This window comes from Rhodococcus sp. 1168, from assembly GCF_002091955.1.
Lineage (GTDB): Bacteria > Actinomycetota > Actinomycetes > Mycobacteriales > Mycobacteriaceae > Rhodococcoides.
Genome location: NZ_MKKY01000025.1, coordinates 1 through 19,913, shown reverse-complemented (window position 1 = coordinate 19,913; position 19,913 = coordinate 1). Strand labels below are relative to the sequence as shown.

Sequence of the window (19,913 nt, the reverse complement as noted above, 5' to 3'; positions counted from 1 at the left end):
GGCGCCCATGACTCCAACTCCCGAAGCCCCGGCCCATCCTGGTCTGACTGTGCTCGCAGTCGACGATGAGAAACCTGCGCTCGACGAGCTTGCATACCTGTTGAGCAGGCAGGATGTCGTCGGTCAGGTCTATATGGCTTCGGACGCCACCACCGCACTGCGACGGCTACAGCAGCAACCGGGCCCGTCCTCACCCGTCGTCGATGCTGTATTTCTCGACATCAACATGCCGGGTCTCGACGGCTTGGAACTCGCTGGAATTCTCGCGAACTTCGCTCGGCCGCCTGCCGTGGTGTTCGTGACGGCACACGAGAACCGTGCGGTTGCTGCGTTCGATCTCGGTGCCGTGGACTATCTGCTCAAACCCTTGCGCGAGGAGCGGCTCGCCGAGTCGTTGCGCCGGATCGTCGCTGCGGGCCGCAGCACCGGCGGTCAGGAATCTGCGGGGAGTGACGAGATCATTCCCGTGGAACTCGGCGGCACCACAACGCTGGTGCAACGCTCGTCCGTCGGGTGGGTCGAGGCGGAGGGCGACTATGCCAGGCTGCACACCACCGGGGGGTCGCACCTCGTTCGGATTCCGATCTCGACGCTCGAAAGCCGCTGGGCCGACATCGGATTTCTGCGAGTGCACCGTTCCTACCTCGTATCCTTGGCACTGGTGACGGGCATCAAAAGCGTCGGATCGGGGCTGGTGGTCTGCCTACGAATGCAAGGCGAGCTTGCCGCCGTCGAGCTGCCGGTGAGCCGCAGACATGCCCGCGAGCTGAAGGACCGTCTCGTTCGCGGGCCATTACAGGCATGGTCCAAACAGGCTGGATCCAAACAGGCTGGGTCCAAACAGGCTGGGTCCAAACAGTCTTGGCCCAATCCATGACGGATGGCAAGCCCGCGCGGCAGCGTGTGATCCTCGCGCAACGGCGTGGGGCAAGAATCGTGCGCACCCGGGTCGAGGTGCAGGAGCAGACCGAAGTGGGCGACGCGATGGTGCGAAGCCTCGTGCGCGCTCAGTTGTGGTTGTCGATCCGATCGGCCGCTCTGGCGTTGGGTGTACTGTTCGCGATTCCGCTTGTCGGACTCTTGGTTCCAGCATTCGCCGATGCCGTGGTGTTCGGGATTCGACTGCCTTGGTTGGTACTCGGCGTGCTGATCTACCCGTTGCTTCTCGGTGTGGGATGGATCTACGTGCGCCAGGCGGAGCGCAACGAACACGAATTCACCGATCTCGTGGACGACTAGCCGTGGCAGTGCCGTGGGTAACGGTGGCGGCGTTGTTGGCTGCCGCCGTCGCTACCGTTGCGATCGGAATCTACGGTGTCCGGTTGGCCCGCACCACCTCCGATTTTCTTGTCGCGTCACGTACTGTCGGGCCGCGTTGGAACGCCGCGGCGATCTCGGGGGAGTACCTCTCCGCCGCCTCGTTCCTCGGAGTCGCCGGGCTCGTCGCCAAATACGGCGCCGACGCGCTGTGGTACCCGATCGGCTTCACCGCCGGCTACCTCGGCCTGCTGTTGTTCGTCGCCGCACCGCTACGACGAAGTGGCGCATACACCGTCCCCGACTTTGCCGAGTTCAGGCTGGGATCACTGTGGCTCCGCAAGCTTGCGATGGTCGTCGTCGTCATCATCTGTGCGCTCTATCTGGTTCCGCAGTTCCAAGGCGCGGGGTTGACGCTGAACATTCTCCTCGGCGTACCCGGTTGGGTCGGCGCAGCGTTGGTCGGTGTCATCGTCATCGCGAATGTGGTGGGCGGCGGCATGCGCTCGATCACCTTCGTGCAAGCGTTCCAGTACTGGCTGAAGCTGACCGCTGTTGCCGTCCCCGCCGTCGTCCTGGCACTGCACTTCTACGGCGACGATCGCGTGGTGGGGAGTTCGGCCCCGCCGACGGTCGACCGCGAGACCACCGTCGAGATCAGCACAGATGTTCTGGTGCAGGTGGATTCGCGCATCGAGGTGACCGTGTACGGCACTGTCGACGACGAACCGGTGGACGGCAGGATCGTCCTGGACGACGGCACACACGAACTGGGTGAGGGGACATCGCTGATTCTCGACGCGCATTCGCCGGTGCCGGTAGTCGCAGGTGCGCCGACGATCGATCGCGAATGGGCCACGCCCGGTTGGGGTCTCGGTGGAACGCATCCGATGTATCAGGTCTATTCGCTGATACTCGCGACGTTCCTCGGCACCCTGGGTCTGCCGCACGTGTTGGTGCGGTTCTACACCAACCCCGACGGACGTGCAGCCCGGCTGACCTCGCTCACTGTGCTCGGCCTACTGAGCGTCTTCTACCTGTTTCCCACGCTGCTCGGAGTCTTCGCGCGCCTGTACGTGCCACAACTGCTGATCACCGGAGCTTCCGATGCGGCCGTGCTGTTGTTGCCGGGTTCGGTGCTGTCCGGGGTGGGAGGGCAGCTGCTCGCCGCCCTCGTCGCGGCCGGTGCGATCGCTGCATTCCTGTCCACGTCCTCGGGCTTGTTGGTAAGCATCGCCGGGGTGCTGAGCACCGATGTTCTGCGGGGCAGAGTCCGAGACTTCCGCATCGCTGCGATTCTCGCGGGGGTGGTTCCGCTGGTTCTGTCCCTCGGATTGGTCTCGCTCGACTTGTCCAGGACGGTGGGTCTGGTCTTCGCCGTCGCCGCGTCGACTCTCTGTCCGCTGCTCGTGCTCGGTATCTGGTGGCGCGGCCTGACTCCGGCCGGGGCGGCGTCAGGACTGATCGGCGGCGGCGTCTTATCGCTCGGCGCCGCGTCGTTGTCGGTGTTCGGCATTCCCGATCGACTGTGGGGCGGCTGGGTCACGGCGATTCTGGGCTACCCGGCCGCGGTCAGCGTGCCGATAGCGTTCGCTCTGATGATCGTGGTGAGCAAGGTGACGTCGTCGTCGATTCCGGCCGACGTCGGCCGAATCTTCACCAGGCTTCATGCGCCCGAACGTCTCGGTGTGGGACGCGATCGTGAGCAGGAGTTGTGAGCCCGTTCGCCGTTGCCACACGACCGTTCGGCGCACAACCCGACAGCTGAGCGTGTGATCGCCACCACTACATCATTTTGTGAGCTGGCTCTCTTACAGTTTTCCCTCAGATGTGAGTCACAGCCCGTGACGAGCGAGATGAGGAGCTGACAAGGTGACACGACCGGATACTTCACCGCCGCCACCGGATGCGCAGGCATTCATCGACATGCAGGCGAGTCCGGAGTTTCAGGAGCTCCGACGTAGATTGCGCAGCTTCGTCTTTCCGATGACGGCGTTCTTCCTCCTCTGGTACCTCGTGTACGTCTTGCTCAGCACCTATGCGACGGACTTCATGTCCACTCTCGTTTGGGGAAACATCAACATCGGCTTGTTGCTGGGTCTCGGACAGTTCGTCACCACCTTCGCGATCACTGGCATCTACGTGAGATTCGCGAACCGTGAACTCGACCCACGCGCGCTGGCCCTGCGTACCGAGATGGAAGCCTCCCAGGAGTTGAAGCGATGAATCTCGCGCAAGCAGCGGACACGACAGTCGGCGAGCCAATAGTCAACATCTCCATCTTCGTGGCCTTCGTGCTCATCACGATGGTCGTCGTCATCCGGGCCAGCAAGAAGAACACCACGGCGTCGGAGTTCTTCACCGCAGGCGGTGGCTTCTCCGGACCGCAGAATGGCATCGCGATCGCCGGTGACTACCTTTCTGCCGCAAGCTTTCTCGGTATCGCCGGTGCAATCGCCGTCTACGGGTACGACGGCTTTCTGTACTCCATCGGCTTTCTCGTCGCGTGGCTCGTCGCGTTGCTACTCGTCGCCGAATTGCTCAGGAACACCGGCAAATTCACGATGGCAGACGTATTGAGCTTCCGGTTGCGGCAAGGGCCGGTGCGCACGGCTGCTGCATTGTCGACGCTGACGGTCTCGCTGTTCTACCTGCTGGCGCAGATGGCAGGCGCGGGTGGCCTCGTCGCCCTCTTGCTCGACATCTCCGACCGCACTGGTCAGTCGATCGTCATCGCGATCGTCGGTGTGCTGATGATCGCGTACGTCCTCATCGGCGGGATGAAGGGCACGACCTGGGTGCAGATCATCAAGGCCGTGCTCTTGATCGTCGGCGCCGCGTTCATGACCGTTCTCGTGCTGGCCAAGTTCGGACTCAACTTCTCCGAGCTCATCGGTAGCGCGCAGACCATGGTGTCCGGATCCGCCGACGCCACAGTCGCCGCACGCGACATCATCGAGCCAGGTGCGCAGTACGGCGGCAGTGCGACGTCGAAGATCAACTTCCTCTCGCTCGGTATCGCACTGGTTCTCGGCACCGCAGGTTTACCGCACGTTCTGATGCGCTTCTACACGGTGCCTACCGCGAAAGAAGCTCGACGCAGCGTCGTATGGGCGATCGCTCTCATCGGTGCGTTCTACCTGTTCACCCTGGTACTCGGGTACGGTGCCGCCGCGATCGTCGGACCGGACCGGATCCTCGCTTCGGCAGGTGGCCAGAACTCCGCTGCGCCACTGCTCGCTTTCGAACTCGGTGGCGTCATTCTCCTCGGCGTCATCTCGGCAGTAGCCTTCGCGACGATCCTTGCGGTCGTCGCAGGATTGACCATCACCGCGTCGGCATCCTTCGCCCACGACATCTATGCCGGTGTCATCAAGAAGGGCAAGGTCGACGAGAAGAAGCAGGTCAAGGTGTCGCGCATCACAGCCGTCGTCATCGGTGTCATCGCCATCGGCCTCGGAATTCTTGCCAACGGTCAGAACATCGCATTCCTCGTCGCACTAGCGTTCGCCGTCGCTGCGGCAGCGAATCTCCCGACCATCCTGTACTCGTTGTTCTGGCGTCGGTTCAACACCACCGGCGCACTGTTCAGCATGTACGGCGGTTTGATCTCGACCATCGTCCTGATCATCTTCTCGCCTGCGGTGTCCGGCTCGAAGACCTCGATGATCCCCGGATCGGATTTCGCATGGTTCCCGCTGTCGAACCCAGGCATCGTATCGATCCCGCTCGCGTTCGTCCTCGGCATCGTGGGCACGTTGATTTCCAAGGATTCGGAGAGTAGAGCGAAGCAGGCCGAGATGGAGGTCCGTTCGTTGACCGGCATCGGAGCAGAGAAGGCCTCAGCTCACTGACCTTGGGATTTTCCAATCGAGACGCCCGTGTGTGTGCTCCTCACACGGGCGTCTCGACGTGTCCGGCTACCATCCGTGCTGTGGCCAAGCTCAAAGTGACCGCCGACGTCCCCCTCGACCCGGCACAAACGTGGACGCATGCGTCCGATCTCTCCGACTACGACAAGTGGCTTTCCATCCACGAGGCGTGGCGCGGTGAGTTACCCGCCGAGCTCGCCGTCGGCACCACTCTCGACTCGGTCGCCAGTGTCAAAGGCATGCGCAATCGGGTGCGCTGGACCATCGAAAGCTACGATCCGCCGAACAAGCTGAAGCTGAAGGGCAACGGCAAAGGTGGCGTCAAGATCACCCTCGTGCTATCGGTGAGCGCCGCGGGAAACGGCGGTTCGCAGTTGACTCTCGACATCGATCTCGGTGGTGCACCCCTGTTCGGTCCCATCGGCTCTGGCGTTGCGAGAGCTCTCAAAGGTGACATCGAGAACTCGTTGAAGACCTTCGAGTCGCTCTACGCATAACGCGTGCAGGTCAAAGCCGCGCTACGCTTCGGCGAGCCGCGCAGCGGGGGTCTGATCGGAGGCTCTTGCTCATACGGAGAGGTTCTTCACAATGCCTGGTAGACACAGTCCAGCGAAACACAGTGCCGCGCGTTCGACGGCCGACGCGACCGGATTGGTGAAGTACGGCGTTCTCGCTGTCGTACTTCTGGTGATCGTCGGCGTCGGCGTCTTCGCCGCGCAGAAAGCATTCGGGTCCGGGTGCAAGGATCCTTCCACTTACACGCTTGCTGCCGACCCGGCGATCGCGAGCGTCGTGCAGGATGTGATAGACGACACATCGGCCGAGGATCTCGGTTGCGCAAACATCGAGGTGACGGCCACCGACTCGGGAGAGGTATCCGCCGCCGTGTCCAAGGGCGTGGATGTTCCCTCGCTGTGGATACCGGATTCGGCACTCTGGGTGGGTAAGACTGTGCGGGCCACCGGTTCGCTCGTCGACCTCGCCAGCCAATCCGTCGCGAGTTCGCCTGCGGTGATCGCCGCTCGTCTAGACGAGGTGCCCTTCTTCGATACCTGGCTCACCGCACTACAACTGAAAAGTCTCCGGATCGGAAATCCGTTGACCAACACGATCTCCGACGCCGCGATCCTCGGTGCCCTTGCCGAGGCCGGTGCAGACGCCGCCACAGTCGACTCCGTCTCCGCTGCCCTGGTGCCGATCGCACAGGCACAGGCTTCGACGAGAGGCGAAGCAGATCCGGTTGTCCGCCTCGACGACATGTCTGCCGATGGTGGCGTTTCGGTCGTCTCCGAGCAGACGCTGGTGGACTACGAGGTCTCGACCGGCACCGAACTCGGCACCACGACACCGCCGACGGGAAGCTTCTTCCTCAACTATCCACTCGCCGTCACCGAACCCGCCGGTGAATCTCACGAGAGCGCCAAGACCGTCGGCCTCGCCGTCGCCGATGCAATGGGCTCCTCTTCCGGTCTGGCAGCGCTGTCCGATGCGGGCTTCCGCTCACCGGACAACACACCTCTCAGCGACGGCCGCGGTGTCGGAAAGATCCTGACGTTGACCATCGCCGACCAGCAGACCGCCGAGGCGACGTTGCGGCAATATCAAGTCCTGGCCCTCCCGTCGCGGACTCTGGTGATGGAGGACGTCTCCGGTTCGATGGCCTACGGTGCCGGTGCGGACACTCGCATCGGATTGACCGTTCAAGCCAGCGAAACGGGAAGCAAGCTCTTCCCCAACAATGCGGCATTAGGGCTGTGGGCGTTCTCGATCGGTCTCGGTGGCGGAAGCCAGGACTACAAAGAATTGGTTCCGATTCGCCGTCTCGACGAAGACGTGAACGGGACCTCGCAACGAAATGTCATCGTCCAGCAGATCGGCACCCTACCGAGTCTCGTAGGTGGCGGCACTGGCCTCTACGACACGACTCTTGCCGCCTTCCGCAAGGTCAAAGAGGGATACGATCCCGACTACATCAACAGCGTCATCATCCTGACCGACGGTTCCAACGAGGATCCAGGCAGCGTGGGGCTAGAGGAGTTGCTCTCCACGCTCCGCTCGGAGCAGGACCCGACGAAGCCGGTCATCATCGTCACCATCGGCATCACCGACGACGCCGACGCTGGGGTTCTCCAACAGATCTCTGCGGCCACTGGCGGTACAAGCTTTTTGGCTCGAAATCCCGCAGAAATTCCCAATGTGTTCGTGAATGCTCTCAAAAGTCGATCAGGTCGCTGATTTTCTGGCTTTTTTGGGGTAAGCGTCTCCATAGGTCGCAATTTGGTGCATGATGCAGGTCGCTGCTAATTAGCTGACCAATGGGGGAGTGCGCGGAAATGTCTGGGCGTCACGGAACAGGAACTCGGAGTACTCCGGCTGCAAAATGGGCAGCGGTTGTGGTGGTCGCGGTCGTGGTCGTCGTGGGCGCGTACTTCGGAGTCCAGGCCGTACGTGCGACGGTGGCAGGCTGCGATTCCACGGGCCAGGTATCACTGGCCGTGGACCCGACCATCGAGCCGGTGGTGACCGAGGTGTTGAGCCGGTCCAGCGAGCTCGACCGCGGTTGTACCGATTTCGAGGTTCGCGCCGAAGCTCCGACCGACACCGCAACGGAGCTTGCAGGTATCGATGGCAGCCGGCCCGACCTGTGGATTCCCGATTCGACGCTCTGGTTGCTCAAGACACTCCGCTCGACGGGGGCGCTACCGGAAGTTGCGAAGTCCGCGGTCGCCAAAACGCTGCCGGTCGTGGTTACGAGAGTGGGCGAACCATCCACGGCACAGAATTGGCTGCAGGTTCTGCAGACTCCGCAGCAGCGAATCGGAGATCCACTCAACAGCAGCGCGTCGATTGCCTCGATATTGGGTGCGTTGGCCGAATCAGAGGTCTCGATCTCCGATCCGAAGGCAGTCTCGGCGGCGCTCGTTCCTATCGCCCAGGACTTCGGGCGAATCGCAAACACACCGCACGGCACGACCGACCTGATAGCGCAGGTCGCTGCTGAGGGAGGTAGCAGTGTCGCCACCGAACAGAGCGTGGTGGCCTACAACAAGGCCAACCCGCAAGCGCCTCTGCTCGCGTCGGTCCCTCCGACCGGCAGTTACTTTTTGGACTACCCACTTGCCGTGACCGCAGCAATGGGACCGGACTACGACGCCGCGAAGAAGGCAGGGACTGCTCTGGCCTCGTTGTTGGCGAACTCGACGACAGTTGACGCGCTGCTCGACGCAGGCTTTCGACAGGCCAGTGGAACTCCGTTGACCGACGGCACCGGTGTCGGGTCGGTCGCCGCCCTCGAGCTGAAAAATCCACTCTCCATCGAGTCGACGCTGCGGGACTGGTCTGTCCTGGCGCTGCCACTGCGGACCGTTGTGGTCGAAGACGTGTCCGGGTCGATGGCAGCCAAGTCGGGGGACTCGACCCGCATCGCGCTGACCGTGGAGGCCAGTCTCGGCGGTAACGCACTGTTCAACTCGCAAGCAGAGATGGGCTTGTGGGCGTTCTCGATCGGCCTCGGCGGAGGTAATCAGGATTATCGCGAACTGGTCCCCATCGGACCCGAAAGTAACGTCGTCAACGGTCTTCCTCAACGCGAAGCAATCCTGGCCGGAATCCGGACGCTACCGTCGTTGGTCGGCGGGGGCACCGGTCTCTACGACACGACGCTCGCTGCCTTCCGCAATGTCAAAGCAGGCTACAACCCCAACTTCGTCAACAGCGTCATTCTCTTGACCGACGGCGCCAACGAAGATGCGGGTAGTCCTAGTCTCGACGATCTGATCGCCACTCTCAAACGCGAGCAGGATCCAGTACGACCCGTGGTCATCGTGACAATCGGTATTACTACGGACGCGGATCCCGTTGCCCTGCAGAAGATTTCCGCGGCCACTGGCGGGACGAGCTACATCGCCGAGGACCCGCGCGACATCCCTGACGTGTTCGTCAAAGCGCTCAACAGTCGAACGCAACGTATCGGCGGGGAATAGCCGCATCGCTCACAACGCGAACGTGACCACCAGTGCTGCGGCGCAGCTGAGCACGACGACGGTGAAGGCAATGACGTCGGACAGGTGCGGTCGGCTGGGATAGGCGGTTATCTGTCCAGCGCCGCCGCGCGCGGTGATGGCTTCACCCATCTCCGTCGCCCGTCGGATGGCAATGGACATCGTCGCCGTGATGAGGTCGACGATCGAATTGTCCGCGACGCTGTTGAGGACAGATTTGGGGCGCAGGCGGCGGGCAGCGATCATGACGCGCACTTCCTCGATCAACAACGGAAGTGAACGTAGGCACAATGCGACGGTCGCGGCCCATTCGTCGACCGGCAACTTCAGCTTCTTCAGCGGTGTTCCGAGAATCGAGACAGCGGGTGCGATATCGCTCATCGACGTCGTCCACCCGATCATCAGCGACGCCCCGAGCAGCACGAATGCGAACACCATTGCACGCAGAAAGAGCAGCACAGCCGAGAACCCCAACGGGGCGTTGATGAGCGCGCCGATGAGGAACAGAACCCAGATCAGCTTCGGCGGGCGGGGTATTGCGGTAGGCGGCACGCGCGCGATGATCGCGGTGACCACCAGCAGGCCGACGACGATCCCGAGGGCGGGCCACGATGGCGCGGTCAGCAGCGTGATGCTGATGAGCACCACCGACAGCAGTTTCGTGCCGGCCCAGAGCCGGTGGATCGGCGAGTGGCGAGGAACTTGGCGAAGTACAACAGTGGTCACGACGTCACCCCGCGGTTTGTCTTTTCGGACGTGATGCGCCCGCTGGCAAGGGTAATCGTTCGGTCGCAGACGCTGTCGATACCGTCGATGTCGTGCGAAATGACTATTATCGCGATTCCCTGTCGTCGTAGTTGACCGAGCACGCCGATGATGTCGGTTCGCCCCGGCGGATCGAGCCCGGCCAGCGGTTCGTCGAGGACGAGCACCCGAGGTTTGTTCACCACGAGCCCGGCGATGACGACCCGACGCATTTGTCCGCCGCTGAGTGAATCGATCTCTCGACCTGCGAGCAGTCGATCCAAGCCGACTGCGTCCATCGCGCGTGAGACATGCACGGAACCCGCTTCTGGGCCCCCGGCGGCCGCGATGTCCTCCGCGACGGTGCGGCGCTGAAGTTGTAGCCGTGAATGTTGAAATGCCAGACCTACGACACCGACGTTGTCCGACACCGGAGAACCCTCGAACTCTGCGGTCCCGGTCGACGGCTTGGTCAGGCCGGCGAGAATCCACGCGAGAGTGGACTTTCCGGATCCATTGCCGCCCAGGACAAGTAGCCCGTCGCCCGCGTGCACAGTCAGGTCGATCCCGGTGAGGGCCAGCTGTGACCAGGGCGTGTGCCTGTTGTAGATGTGCCCTACGCCGCGAAGAGTCATGATCGGTGATCCGGCACGAAAGTGGGTGGTCGCCGGGTCGAGGAACGCCGTGCGCATCCATTCGGCGCTGTGTTGCACCTGCGCCCCGCCGTGAAGATGTACGACGCGATCGGCCGCAGCTGTTTCCAGTTCTTGATGCGTCACGAGTACGACGGACATCCGGTGTCGAGTGGGGAGATCGGCCAGCAGTGCCACCAGGCTCGCTCGGCCTGCGGCGTCGACCATCGTGGTTGCTTCGTCGGCGATCAGCAATGCGGGGCGCCGCGCCAGTGCAGCCGCAACCGCCAACCGTTGCATTTCACCGCCCGACAGAGTCGAGGTTTCGCGTGCTCCCATTCCGCCCAGACCCACTTCGGTCAGCAACGCGTCGATATCGGTTTCGGCGTCTGCGGGAAGGCCCCACACGACGTCGTCGCCGACGCGGCTGCCGAGAATCTGACTTTCCGGCCGCTGCAGAACTACTGCCGTTCCACCTGCCAGCCCCAAACCGGCGACACCGGGACGGTCCACGGTCCCGGTGGTGGGTGTGCGCCCCGCAAGAATTCTTGTCAGCGTCGACTTTCCGGACCCGTTGTGTCCGACCACTGCGACGAACTCCCCGAAATCGACGGTGAGGTCGACGCTCTGCAAGGCGGCGGTACGGGAACCCTCGTAGCTGAAGCCGACGTTGGTCAACCGGACGGGTAGCGGTGCCACCACTCCGTCCACCGCAGCAGGCAGGTGATCAGCGACGGGGATGGTCGAGAGACGGTCGAGAATTGCCCCGAGGATCAGCCATGTGAAGAACACGCCGAGGACAATGCTGAATATTGCGGTGCCGAGTATCCACCACCACCAGTTGTCCAGCACGGCACCGACACCCGAGCGCAACGTGTCCGCAGCAGGGATCAGAAATTCGGTCCTCGCCATCAGTCGGGCGACGCCCTCGATGGTGTTCTCGATAGTTTTGAGAAACAGCTCACGCAGTGGCGCCAACAGGAACAACACGCCCACCGTCACCAGGCCGATGGCGGGCCCGACGATCGCTGAGGTGACGAGCACTCGGAACAGGCCATGGCCGAGACGTTTGGCCCGCCCGACCATCCCACCGAGAAGAGCGGCCGTGGCCACGGTGACGGCCGTCGACCATCCGGCGGCAACGAACGCGACGAGAGTCCCGGCGACAGCCGCCGAGACGAGCACCCGAGTGCGATGGCGTTGCGCAACGACAGCCATCGGTACAGCAGCTACGATCTGTAACGCGGTGGCCAGCGGAACCACCATCGCAACCACCGAGAGAGCGACTGCAAAGCTGCTCATCACGGCAGCCGTCGCGAGTTCGACAGGCGTCAACGCAGTCGACGTGCGGTGTTCGGTGCGGCTTACGGTCACCGGTCCAGTGTGCCAGCACCGTCCTTACCCTCACGCCAACAGGAACCAGAGAGGCGTACCCGAGTGATCACGGTGGAAGAAGAAGGCTGGGATACCCCGGCCGGGGCGCAATTGCGAGCCGCTCAGCGGGCGGAACTGGATGCTCGCTACGGAAACAGCAGCCACGAACCGGGGATGCCACCGTCCGGGGAGGACATGCTGGTATTCGTCGTCGCGCGCGACGATTCGTCGGTGGGCATCGGGTGCGGGGGACTTCGGTTGCTAGGGGGCGAGGAAGCGGAGATCAAGCGGATGTACGTCATTCCCGCCGAGCGCGGACGCGGCGTATCGATCGCCATCCTGCGCAAACTAGAAGAGAGCGCACGAGCCCACGGCATTCGCACTCTCAAGTTGGAAACCGGATCGCGTCAACTGGATGCAGTGAGGTTCTACGAGCGGGAGGGCTACACCAGAATCGAGCCATTCGGCCCGTACGTCGATGCCTTGACCTCGATCTGCTACGCCCGCACGCTGTAACCGAGTCCGAAAACGACTGTGCGCGCGCAACCATCGGTTGCGCGCGCACAGTCTTCGTTGGATCTAGCGAGTACGGCTCGCGGCAGGCCCTGCGGGACGACGACTACGTCCTCCGCCGCCGCCGGCTGCGTGCTGGCGTGCTGCGCCGCCTTGGCTTCCCTGGCCCTGACCGCCGCCGCCGCTGCGACGCGGAGCGCCGCCGCTGCGAGGGTTGCTGCTGCGTGAGCTGCCGTTGCCGCGTGGGCTGCCCTGGCGCGGCTGCTGAACAGCCTTGACCGGTACGGGCTCGACGTACCGAGCCTGCTCGCCGACCAGTTCGGACACCTGAGGCGAGTCCGCCGTGACGCGGACCGGGGTCACCTTGATGTTGGCCTTGCGCAGGAGGATTGCGGTGTCCTTGCGCTGCTCTGGGAGAACGACCGTCACAACATCTCCGGCGCTTCCCGCGCGAGCAGTACGGCCCGAGCGGTGCAGATATGCCTTGTGCTCGGCGGGCGGATCCACGTGCACGACGAGCTGAACGTCGTCGACGTGAACACCGCGAGCGGCGACGTCGGTGGCGACGAGTACGCGCGCCGAACCCGAGGAGAATGCGAGCAGGTTGCGGTCACGTGCACCCTGAGAAAGGTTGCCGTGCAAGTCCACCGACGGAATTCCAGCTTCGGTGAGCTGTTTGGCGAGCTTGCGGGCTTGATGCTTGGTCCGCATGAACAGGATGCGACGTCCGGTGCCCGAAGCCAGTTGCTGCACGAGCTTCTTCTTGGCTTCGACGCCGTCGACCTCGAAGACGCTGTGCGTCATGGCTTCTACGTGTGAGTCGACTTCGTCGACGGAGTGCGTCACCTGGTCGGTGAGGAACCGCTTGACGAGCTTGTCCACGCCGTTGTCGAGCGTCGCCGAGAACAGGAGACGCTGACCCTTCGGCGGGGTAGCGGCGAGAATACGAGTCACCACCGGAAGGAACCCGAGGTCGGCCATGTGGTCGGCTTCGTCGAGGACGGTGATCTGCACGCCGTCGAGTGAGACGTGGCGCTGCTTCATCAGGTCTTCGAGCCGGCCCGGGCAGGCGACGACGATATCGACGCCACCCTTGAGGGCGGATACCTGACGGTTCTGCGAGACGCCACCAAAGATGGTCGTGACGCTGAGCTTGTACGCCGCGGCCAACGGTTCGATTGCGGCGGCGATCTGGGTTGCGAGTTCGCGGGTGGGCGCAAGGATCAGTCCGCGAGGGCGGCCTGGCTTGCGGTTACCTGGGAGCTGTCCGGCGAGGCGGGCAACCATGGGGATAGAGAAAGCGAGTGTCTTGCCACTGCCCGTCTTTCCGCGACCGAGAACGTCGCGTCCTACGAGAGTGTCGGGGAGTGTGTCAGCCTGGATAGGGAAGGCGTCGACCTTTCCCTGGCTGGAGAGAACTTCGGCGAGCGCGTTCGGAACGCCGAGTGAAGCAAAGGTAGTCATAACGATGTGATGCGCCTTTCGGGCAAGGTGTTGCACCACGGGCTGTGCCCGACAAGTGCAAAGGGGTGGCGAGACTGCCGGTGGGCAGTTTCGATCGCCGTAAGAAAAGCCTGTGCGCGGTGCACATGGACTACGCGGCCGGGGCCGGGCGGAAGTAGAAGCATTCCACGACGTCTGACGTGCAGCTACGCGCGTCGATGCCCAGTGTAACCGGTGGCGCTGTCGTTTCCTTCCCGGAGTGACTTATCAGGCATCTACGCCGCGTAGAGGTCGATCACCAACTCTTGCTCGACGAACGACGGGTAGCTGATGACCACGGGCATCGGCGGCGCTGTCGAGCTGTACTCATGCCCGGTCGGTGTGGTCATGTCGTAGATGTGGATGACGCCGGGCTTCCGTGCTGTTCGAGGTTCGGCACTCCACCCGTCTGCCTCCTTGGCGTGATTGCATGCGGCGCACAAGCCTGCGCCGTTGCTCGCGCTGGTGTCGCCTCCGCGTGCGTAGGACCGAATGTGGTCGTGGTGACGGATCGGTGCATCGCACCACGGTGTTCGGCACGTTCGATCACGCACGTCGATCAATCGGGCCAGCGCTGGTGAGAAGATGCGAGCTTTCGATTCCATCGCGGTGAGTGCGCCGGTCGAGGGGGTGGCATACACCCTGCGGAGCTCGACCCGTGTGGTGTCCGCACACGCAGTGCCTACCAACTTGCGGGCGATGACCGCGGGGATCTCTCCGTATCCCTGCAGGTGTGCGGGGACGGTGCTGTCGGCGAGAAGAGTCGTGTCGGCGATCACGAGGTTGACCGACACCGGCGCGCCCGCGCCCGCTGATGTCGTTCCAGTGATGCGCTCGTATGCCAGATCGGCCATGATCTGGTCCCTGGTTCGGCTCTCTTCGCCGCCGCTGACGATCGAGTCGGCGTCACGTCGGAGGGTCGCCCACATGCAGACGGCGCGATCCATCGATGTCACCGTGGTGAATTGGCACATGAAGTCCGGTTGTGGCCGAGTACTGGTGCGGCGCGCCGAGAACGCCTTTTCGAAGCGCTTCACTACCGACGCGGGATCGAGTTCAGCGGCCATCGCGCGGACCCTCGCGGCGATGGCGTCGTCACCGAGTCCATTCAGGATGTTCCCGTCCGCGCACAGCCGTCTATCGATGACCTGCCGGTCCTCGACCGTCAAACATGCTGTCTCTCTGGCGATCAGAATGGCGCGGTACTCGTTGAGTTCGCCGCCGCGTAGGCGGTCGAGGGTGTGCGGCATCTCGTGCACGAGTGATCGTGCCAATCCGAGGTAGGTGGCACCTTTGTTCGGGGACACGCGCCGCGCGAGTCCGATCTGCGAGGCGAGGCCTGCCCGCCACTGCGCCTTTGGTTTTCCGAGCGACTTCCGTTGCTCGCTGATCGAGGCGGCGACGGCATCGGTGGCCACCGCCTGGGCGGCAGCGCACGCACAGGTCGCGGTCTCCAGTGCGGTGATCAGGTCGATTCCGATAGCCGCGTCCGCCTCGGGTTTCAGCTCGCTGAGCCGCGCCACGAACTCCAGTACCTCGGATACCTGCATGAGATCCCCCAATCTCGAACGTATGTTCGACAATATCGAACATCGGCCAGTTGCACAAGACCCCATTGAAGTCGACGACTTACCCTTCGCTGCTGTGAGCGGATGGGCGTCGGGCATCTCCGCTCTCGGCAGAGATGCTGGTGCGCAACGGTTCTCGTGAGCAATAGTGGAGCCATGACCGACTCGACGCCACGAATGTTCTCCTCCGACCTCCGCCGACAGCTGTTGCGTCATCGAGTGCTCGTCCTCGACGGTGCACTCGACGACGACAACGGGACCGTCTTGACCACCCATCTGCTGACCCTCGCCGCCGAGAATGCCTCGGCCGACATTGCTTTGTGGATCCACTCTCCGGGCGGTTCGGTTCCGGCGATGCTCGCCATCCGTGATGTGATGCGCCTGGTGCCGTGCGACGTATCGACACTTGCCCTCGGATTAGCGTGCAGCGCCGGGCAATTCCTGCTGTCTTCGGGTACCCACGGAAAGCGATATGCCTTACCGCACGCCCGAATTCTGATGCATCAAGGTTCAGCCGGCATCGGCGGTTCGGCAGTCGAAGTGGAGGTGCAGGCGAACGACTTACGCCACACCCGTGACACGGTGCTCGGTCTCATCGCCGAGGACACCGGACAATCGCGCGAGCAGATTTTCGACGACTCGCTGCACGATCGATGGTTCACCGCCGAAGCTGCACGTGAGTACGGTTTCGTCGACGCCATCGTCGACTCGTTCGATCAGGTGATGCCGGCTCGTCGTATGCCGGTCGGGATGGGGGTGCAGTGATGAGCACGTACACCATTCCCAATGTCATCACCAGAGATTCACGCGGCGAACGCGTCGTCGATGTCTATTCGCACCTTCTCAGCGAACGCATCGTCTACCTCGGAACCGGCATCGATGCGGGTGTTGCGAATGCACTGATCGCGCAGTTGCTGCATCTCGAGGCGGACTCGCCCGACCGGGAGATATCGATGTACATCAACTGCGAGGGCGGTGACACCGCGGCCATGCTCGCGGTGTACGACACCATGCAGTTCATCGGATCTGCCGTTGCAACTACATGTGTCGGTCAAGCGATCGCGACGGGGGCGGTCCTACTTGCTGCAGGTACACCGGGACGTCGATCTGCATTGACCCACAGTCGGGTGGTCTTGCATCAACCGGCAGCGCAAGGTCGCGGTACCATCCCAGACCTAATTCTGGCAGCCGACGAGGTGGTGCGCGTGCGCTCGGAGATGGAGGCGATACTCGCCGAGCACACCGGCCGAGACGTTGCGACGCTCCGGCACGACACCGACCGAGACTTGGTGCTGACTGCGTCGGCAGCTCTCGACTACGGAATCGTCGACCAGGTTCTGAAAAACCGCTAGGCGGCGAGCGTAGTAGCGCCACCCCGGGTGAGGTCTCGGTGCGCGAGGCCCGCGATCTCGGCAATGGACGTCCCCAGCGCCCCGACGACGGCCGCGAGGATCTCGCTCGACGGATCCTTGCGGCCACGTTCGACTTCGGAAAGATACTGCGGTGAAATGCCGGCGCGAGTCGCGGTGTCGGACAATGTGTCGCCTCGGGACTGCCGGCGCTCGCGTAGTCGACGGCCCACCACCTCGCGCCACAACGGTTCCATGGCCGTCGCCCGGCCGAGCGGCGTCGCCCTGCCAGAAGTGCGCGGCGGCCGGCGCGATTGAATGCTGATGACCTCACCCATGGGCCGAACCCTAGTGCTGTTCGGAATGCGGTTTACCGGATTCTGCTCAGAGCGGAGAGACAGTTGGTCGTAAACGACCGTCGGCGACGTTTACGCCGCTACTTTCGGCGACCTTCAGGAGGATCAAATGACCACGATGCAAACGCTCGACCAGCGTGAACAAGGAAGGTCAAAGCTCAACGGCCTCAGAGTTATTGGCTATGTGCGGGTCTCGACCAGCGCGCAATCGACACGTGGACATGGTCTGGGTGCTCAACAGGACCACATGCGAAGCTACTGTGCCGCAAACGATCTGAACCTGCTCACTGTCACTTACGACGTGGTGAGTGGCGGAAGCAGCGAGAAGATGTTCGGTCGAGCTACTGCGTTGGCAGCGATCGAGTCTGGTCTCGCGGATGCACTCCTGGTCCGCGCCTTGGATCGGGCGACAAGAGACCAACTTGACGCAGCATCACTGTTCAAGCGTGCGGCCAAGAACGGGTGGCGCCTGCTCGACTGTGACCGTGCGGACAGCGGCGATCCGAGCCAACGCCTACTTGCGGACGTTCGCATTGCGATGGCTGCGGAGGAGAAGCGCCGCATTTCGGAGCGCACTGTCGAGGGGTTGCGTAGAGCCAAGGCGCAGGGCAAGCAGCTAGGCAGGCCGTCGCGGATCGACCCCGGCATTGTCGCGGAGATCATCGCCATGCGCCAAGAGGACGGTATGAGCGCGCAGGCCATAGCGAAACGGCTCGATGAGATCGGGCTGAGCACCCCAGGCAACGGCCTTCATTGGCACCACAGTACGATCCGTCGCCTGCTCCAGCGAGAGGGCGTGGCCTGATGGGCGGCATCGCAGTATTTCTCATGGTCGTCCTGCCAATCACCTTCGCCGTCATCGGCGTGATCTTCAACAGCGGAAAGAAGTAGCAATGGCCCACATCGAGAAGGCAGAGACCAAGCGGACCAAGAACAGCAAGCCGCAGTCGTCGTACCGGGTGAGGTGGACCGAGAAGGCCCGCGACGAGATGGGTCGACCGATTCCATTCAGCCCCGGCAGGCCCGACGGTCGAGCGAAGGAGGTCAACAGGCAGCGAACGTTCCGCTCGAAAGAAGCCGCGCAGGAGTACTGCGACGAGCTAAACGCTCAGCGGCATAAGGTAGTTGCCGCGTCGCCCTCAGAATTGCGTAAGCTCGGAGACCAGGCGCTCGGTTACTTCGCTCAGCAGTACTTCGAGGGGTTGGCAGGGTTGGTGAAGCCGAGGTATGCGCGGGAGACCGAAGCCGTCTACAAGCGATACATTGCAGCCACCTTCGCCACGCGGGCCGTAGCCTCGATCACTGCCGCCGACATTCGCCGTTTCCGGGCTGATTTGCTGAGTCCGCGACCGCAGCGCAGCTACCGGCCCGACGAGCCGGTGGAGATGGTTACGTTGGCGAGGACCACGATCAAGCCCGCCTACGACGTGTTGCGGCGAATCTTGGACGTTGCGGTCGTGGATGGGGCGATCCCAGCGAACCCGGTACATTCGGTCCCGCTCGGTCGGACCACCGCCACCGTCGACGCGGACACCCCGGAGTTCGAGGCACGACCACTCACCGCTGAGCAGGTAGGCGCGGTCACCGACCACATCGCCAGAGTCCAGGGCTACCCGATTTATGCGCTGGCGGTGACGACGAGCGCCTACAGTGGACTCCGCGCGGGAGAGCTTGCAGGTCTCAACGTCGGGGACGTGGGGCTGCCGGAGGTTGAGGGGCGCAATGGGTCTTTACGCGTGACGCGGACGCGGCGAGCGGTGCGGGGTGGTTTCGAGACAGGCACGCCGAAGAGCAAGCGCAGCCGTCGAACAGTGAGGTTCCCCCCGAAAAGTGGACAGTGGTCACGCGGCCATGATGGGCGCGATCAGTGACTGTTCGTACGTGGTGGGGCTGAGCATCCCGATCGTGGAGTGCCTACGGCGAGTGTTGTAGAAGTTCATCCAGTTGTCAACTGCAGCAACCAATTCAGTGGCATGAACGAAGGTGTGCCGGTAGTAGTACTCGTGCTTGAACGTCGACCACAGACTTTCGGCGCCGGCGTTGTCCCAGCATTGACCGGTTTCACCCATCGAACGCCGCAACCCGTACCGTTCACACGCCTGCTTCATGATGTCAGCAGTGTACTGAGATCCCCTGTCCGAGTGCATGATTGTTCCCGCGACATCGCCGCCACGTTCGGCGACCGCCATCTCCAACGCTTCGACAACCAGCTCGGTGCGCATGTGATCGGCCACGGCCCATCCGAGAACCTTCTTCGAGTGCTCGTCCTTGATCGCGCACAGGTACATATCCCCCTCCCCGCAGGTCAGATACGTTATGTCCGAAGTCCACACCGCATCGAGTTCACCCTGATCGAAACGGCGCTGGACCAGATCATCAGGGAACGAGGCGAACGGATCGACCACGGTGGTGCGGACCTTGAACGTGCGCGGACTGATGCCGACGACACCGAGCGATCGCATGATCTTGGCGACAGTTTTCTCGGTGATCACCTCGCCTCGGTCGTGGAGTTCGGCGGTGATGCGCGGTGCCCCGTACACGCCTTTCGACTCCTGGTGGATCGCGAGGATCTTGATCTCCAGATCGGCTCTACGCTGCTCTCGCTCTGCCAATCGGGTTGTCACACTGCGTCCTTGGTTCTTGTAGAAGCCGGAGGTCGACACCTCGAGCAGGCGCGCCATCCGGTGAACTGCGGAGTTCGCGTACTCCGCGGCCATCAACGTGTAGAGCTCTACTTTTGTTGATTGGCTGCGAAGTACGCGGAC

The 19,913-nt window shown here is 63.0% G+C and carries 18 protein-coding genes and 1 pseudogene; 13 read left to right on the top strand and 6 right to left on the bottom strand.

The features are described 5' to 3' along the window. Positions 1-7: 7 nt before the first annotated feature. The 8 genes and pseudogenes from BJI47_RS02370 to BJI47_RS02335 form a co-directional block, all read left to right on the top strand. A pseudogene (locus tag BJI47_RS02370) lies at positions 8-814 on the top strand (LytR/AlgR family response regulator transcription factor); the annotation flags it as partial. 59 nt (positions 815-873) lie between these two features. Further along, entirely contained in the window at positions 874-1,239 is a 366-nt protein-coding gene (locus BJI47_RS02365) for a hypothetical protein (protein WP_088942214.1), read from the top strand. After that, positions 1,176-2,975 (top strand): cation acetate symporter, encoded by a 1,800-nt coding sequence (locus tag BJI47_RS02360; RefSeq protein WP_088942213.1) that lies wholly within the window; start codon positions 1,176-1,178, stop codon positions 2,973-2,975. Before BJI47_RS02365 ends, BJI47_RS02360 begins: the two co-directional genes overlap by 64 nt. Before the next feature lie 208 nt (positions 2,976-3,183). After that, positions 3,184-3,483: a DUF485 domain-containing protein gene (locus tag BJI47_RS02355; protein WP_084347713.1), complete on the top strand. Its 300-nt coding sequence runs from the start codon at positions 3,184-3,186 to the stop codon at positions 3,481-3,483. Beyond that, positions 3,480-5,111: a cation acetate symporter gene (locus tag BJI47_RS02350; RefSeq protein ID WP_088942212.1), complete on the top strand. Its 1,632-nt coding sequence runs from the start codon at positions 3,480-3,482 to the stop codon at positions 5,109-5,111. The genes BJI47_RS02355 and BJI47_RS02350 overlap by 4 nt, the downstream gene beginning before the upstream one ends. A gap of 80 nt (positions 5,112-5,191) precedes the next feature. After that, on the top strand, positions 5,192-5,626 hold the full coding sequence (locus BJI47_RS02345) for an SRPBCC family protein (RefSeq protein ID WP_088942211.1): 435 nt from the start codon (positions 5,192-5,194) through the stop codon (positions 5,624-5,626). A gap of 91 nt (positions 5,627-5,717) precedes the next feature. Continuing rightward, the gene (locus tag BJI47_RS02340; RefSeq protein WP_254900336.1) at positions 5,718-7,364 is read left to right on the top strand and encodes a VWA domain-containing protein; all 1,647 of its coding nucleotides are present in this window, start codon (positions 5,718-5,720) and stop codon (positions 7,362-7,364) included. Positions 7,365-7,462: 98 nt separating this feature from the next. Continuing rightward, a complete protein-coding gene (locus tag BJI47_RS02335; protein ID WP_088942210.1) occupies positions 7,463-9,112 on the top strand; it encodes a substrate-binding domain-containing protein in 1,650 nt (549 codons plus the stop codon). A gap of 9 nt (positions 9,113-9,121) precedes the next feature. Here the strand turns inward: BJI47_RS02335 and BJI47_RS02330 are convergent, their stop codons facing one another. Both BJI47_RS02330 and BJI47_RS02325 read right to left on the bottom strand, forming a co-directional pair. Further along, entirely contained in the window at positions 9,122-9,856 is a 735-nt protein-coding gene (locus BJI47_RS02330) for an energy-coupling factor transporter transmembrane protein EcfT (RefSeq protein WP_088942209.1), read from the bottom strand. Continuing rightward, complete coding sequence (locus BJI47_RS02325; RefSeq protein WP_254900335.1) at positions 9,853-11,880, bottom strand: ABC transporter ATP-binding protein; 2,028 nt, start codon at positions 11,878-11,880, stop codon at positions 9,853-9,855. Before BJI47_RS02325 ends, BJI47_RS02330 begins: the two co-directional genes overlap by 4 nt. 63 nt (positions 11,881-11,943) lie before the next feature. On the opposite strand from BJI47_RS02325, the gene BJI47_RS02320 reads away from it, so the two are divergent. Beyond that, positions 11,944-12,396: a GNAT family N-acetyltransferase gene (locus tag BJI47_RS02320; RefSeq protein ID WP_088942208.1), complete on the top strand. Its 453-nt coding sequence runs from the start codon at positions 11,944-11,946 to the stop codon at positions 12,394-12,396. A gap of 63 nt (positions 12,397-12,459) precedes the next feature. On the opposite strand, the gene BJI47_RS02315 is transcribed toward BJI47_RS02320, so the two are convergent. Further along, a complete protein-coding gene (locus BJI47_RS02315; protein WP_088942207.1) occupies positions 12,460-13,857 on the bottom strand; it encodes a DEAD/DEAH box helicase in 1,398 nt (465 codons plus the stop codon). 254 nt (positions 13,858-14,111) lie between these two features. Next, on the bottom strand, positions 14,112-15,425 hold the full coding sequence (locus tag BJI47_RS02310) for an HNH endonuclease signature motif containing protein (RefSeq protein ID WP_088942206.1): 1,314 nt from the start codon (positions 15,423-15,425) through the stop codon (positions 14,112-14,114). Positions 15,426-15,599: 174 nt separating this feature from the next. Between BJI47_RS02310 and BJI47_RS02305 the strand changes: the two genes are divergently transcribed. Further along, entirely contained in the window at positions 15,600-16,208 is a 609-nt protein-coding gene (locus tag BJI47_RS02305) for a ClpP family protease (protein WP_088942205.1), read from the top strand. After that, positions 16,208-16,795, top strand: coding sequence for a ClpP family protease (locus BJI47_RS02300; RefSeq protein WP_088942204.1), 588 nt, complete (start codon positions 16,208-16,210; stop codon positions 16,793-16,795). The genes BJI47_RS02305 and BJI47_RS02300 overlap by 1 nt, the downstream gene beginning before the upstream one ends. Here BJI47_RS02300 and BJI47_RS02295 read toward each other — a convergent pair. Beyond that, a complete protein-coding gene (locus BJI47_RS02295) occupies positions 16,792-17,049 on the bottom strand; it encodes a helix-turn-helix domain-containing protein (protein ID WP_217808499.1) in 258 nt (85 codons plus the stop codon). The genes BJI47_RS02300 and BJI47_RS02295 overlap by 4 nt on opposite strands. Positions 17,050-17,257: 208 nt before the next feature. On the opposite strand from BJI47_RS02295, the gene BJI47_RS02290 reads away from it, so the two are divergent. Both BJI47_RS02290 and BJI47_RS02285 read left to right on the top strand, forming a co-directional pair. Further along, on the top strand, positions 17,258-17,953 hold the full coding sequence (locus BJI47_RS02290) for a recombinase family protein (protein ID WP_088942202.1): 696 nt from the start codon (positions 17,258-17,260) through the stop codon (positions 17,951-17,953). Positions 17,954-18,041: 88 nt separating this feature from the next. Further along, positions 18,042-19,019 carry a hypothetical protein gene (locus tag BJI47_RS02285; protein WP_088942201.1) on the top strand — a complete coding sequence of 326 codons (978 nt, stop codon included), beginning with the start codon at positions 18,042-18,044 and terminating at the stop codon, positions 19,017-19,019. Here the strand turns inward: BJI47_RS02285 and BJI47_RS02280 are convergent. Next, positions 18,990-19,913 (bottom strand): IS3 family transposase (locus BJI47_RS02280; protein ID WP_088942194.1); only part of this gene is annotated, 924 nt, incomplete at its 5' end. The genes BJI47_RS02285 and BJI47_RS02280 overlap by 30 nt on opposite strands.

Bases quoted from the DNA above. Each gene is read 5' to 3' on its own strand.
- BJI47_RS02315 (WP_088942207.1), bottom strand. From the start codon at position 13,857: ATGACTACCTTTGCTTCACTCGGCGTTCCGAACGCGCTCGCCGAAGTT.
- BJI47_RS02300 (WP_088942204.1), top strand. From the start codon at position 16,208: ATGAGCACGTACACCATTCCCAATGTCATCACCAGAGATTCACGCGGC.
- BJI47_RS02335 (WP_088942210.1), top strand. From the start codon at position 7,463: ATGTCTGGGCGTCACGGAACAGGAACTCGGAGTACTCCGGCTGCAAAA.
- BJI47_RS02295 (WP_217808499.1), bottom strand. From the start codon at position 17,049: ATGGAACCGTTGTGGCGCGAGGTGGTGGGCCGTCGACTACGCGAGCGC.
- BJI47_RS02350 (WP_088942212.1), top strand. From the start codon at position 3,480: ATGAATCTCGCGCAAGCAGCGGACACGACAGTCGGCGAGCCAATAGTC.
- BJI47_RS02290 (WP_088942202.1), top strand. From the start codon at position 17,258: ATGACCACGATGCAAACGCTCGACCAGCGTGAACAAGGAAGGTCAAAG.
- BJI47_RS02365 (WP_088942214.1), top strand. From the start codon at position 874: ATGACGGATGGCAAGCCCGCGCGGCAGCGTGTGATCCTCGCGCAACGG.
- BJI47_RS02310 (WP_088942206.1), bottom strand. From the start codon at position 15,425: ATGCAGGTATCCGAGGTACTGGAGTTCGTGGCGCGGCTCAGCGAGCTG.
- BJI47_RS02285 (WP_088942201.1), top strand. From the start codon at position 18,042: ATGGCCCACATCGAGAAGGCAGAGACCAAGCGGACCAAGAACAGCAAG.
- BJI47_RS02355 (WP_084347713.1), top strand. From the start codon at position 3,184: ATGCAGGCGAGTCCGGAGTTTCAGGAGCTCCGACGTAGATTGCGCAGC.
- BJI47_RS02360 (WP_088942213.1), top strand. From the start codon at position 1,176: ATGGATCTACGTGCGCCAGGCGGAGCGCAACGAACACGAATTCACCGA.
- BJI47_RS02340 (WP_254900336.1), top strand. From the start codon at position 5,718: ATGCCTGGTAGACACAGTCCAGCGAAACACAGTGCCGCGCGTTCGACG.
- BJI47_RS02305 (WP_088942205.1), top strand. From the start codon at position 15,600: ATGACCGACTCGACGCCACGAATGTTCTCCTCCGACCTCCGCCGACAG.